This is a genomic window from Sphingobacterium sp. GW821-FHT03E03, assembly GCF_059420745.1.
The window spans coordinates 1-457 of record NZ_JBWKUH010000078.1 but is presented as its reverse complement, the minus strand read 5'-3'; the positions used below and the strand labels follow the sequence as shown (position 1 = coordinate 457).

General features: G+C 35.9%; 1 protein-coding gene. It reads right to left on the bottom strand.

Translation table 11 applies throughout. The features are described from left to right. A partial coding sequence (locus AC07UV_RS25725; RefSeq protein WP_495185859.1) for a restriction endonuclease subunit S occupies window positions 1-457 on the bottom strand: 457 nt, incomplete at both ends.

Below are 457 nucleotides of genomic sequence, written 5' to 3'. Positions count from 1 at the left end.
GATTCTGTCATCAACTAGGCGTAAAAAGGAAGCAATTTTTTGTTGTTCGAGAAATGGTGGAAAACATATCTTCATTGCTGAAATCATATCCATTCTTACTGAATCTACCGAATTTTTCGCAGATAACTTTCTTACTCTATCGTAAAATTTTTCAGAAAACAACTGATATATGTATTTGCCGCAGTACCCTTTTTGAAAATTTCTTAAAGCATATACCCGCTGATGAAAATCAAATTTCCCATTTATATAATGGAAGTTTTTGCCAACCCCAACACCGTCACCGGAAGTGAGAATTGCTTCCCCATCGTAAGAGTAGCTGTCAATTCTTTCCACAGTATTTGAACGAACAAAAAAAGGATACTTTCCATCTTCTATTTTATTTTGAGTGTCTTTGTTTCCTGTTTTAATTTCACATACTTCCCCCAGCTTCTTCGTCTCCCACTCACCGTCAAACTCA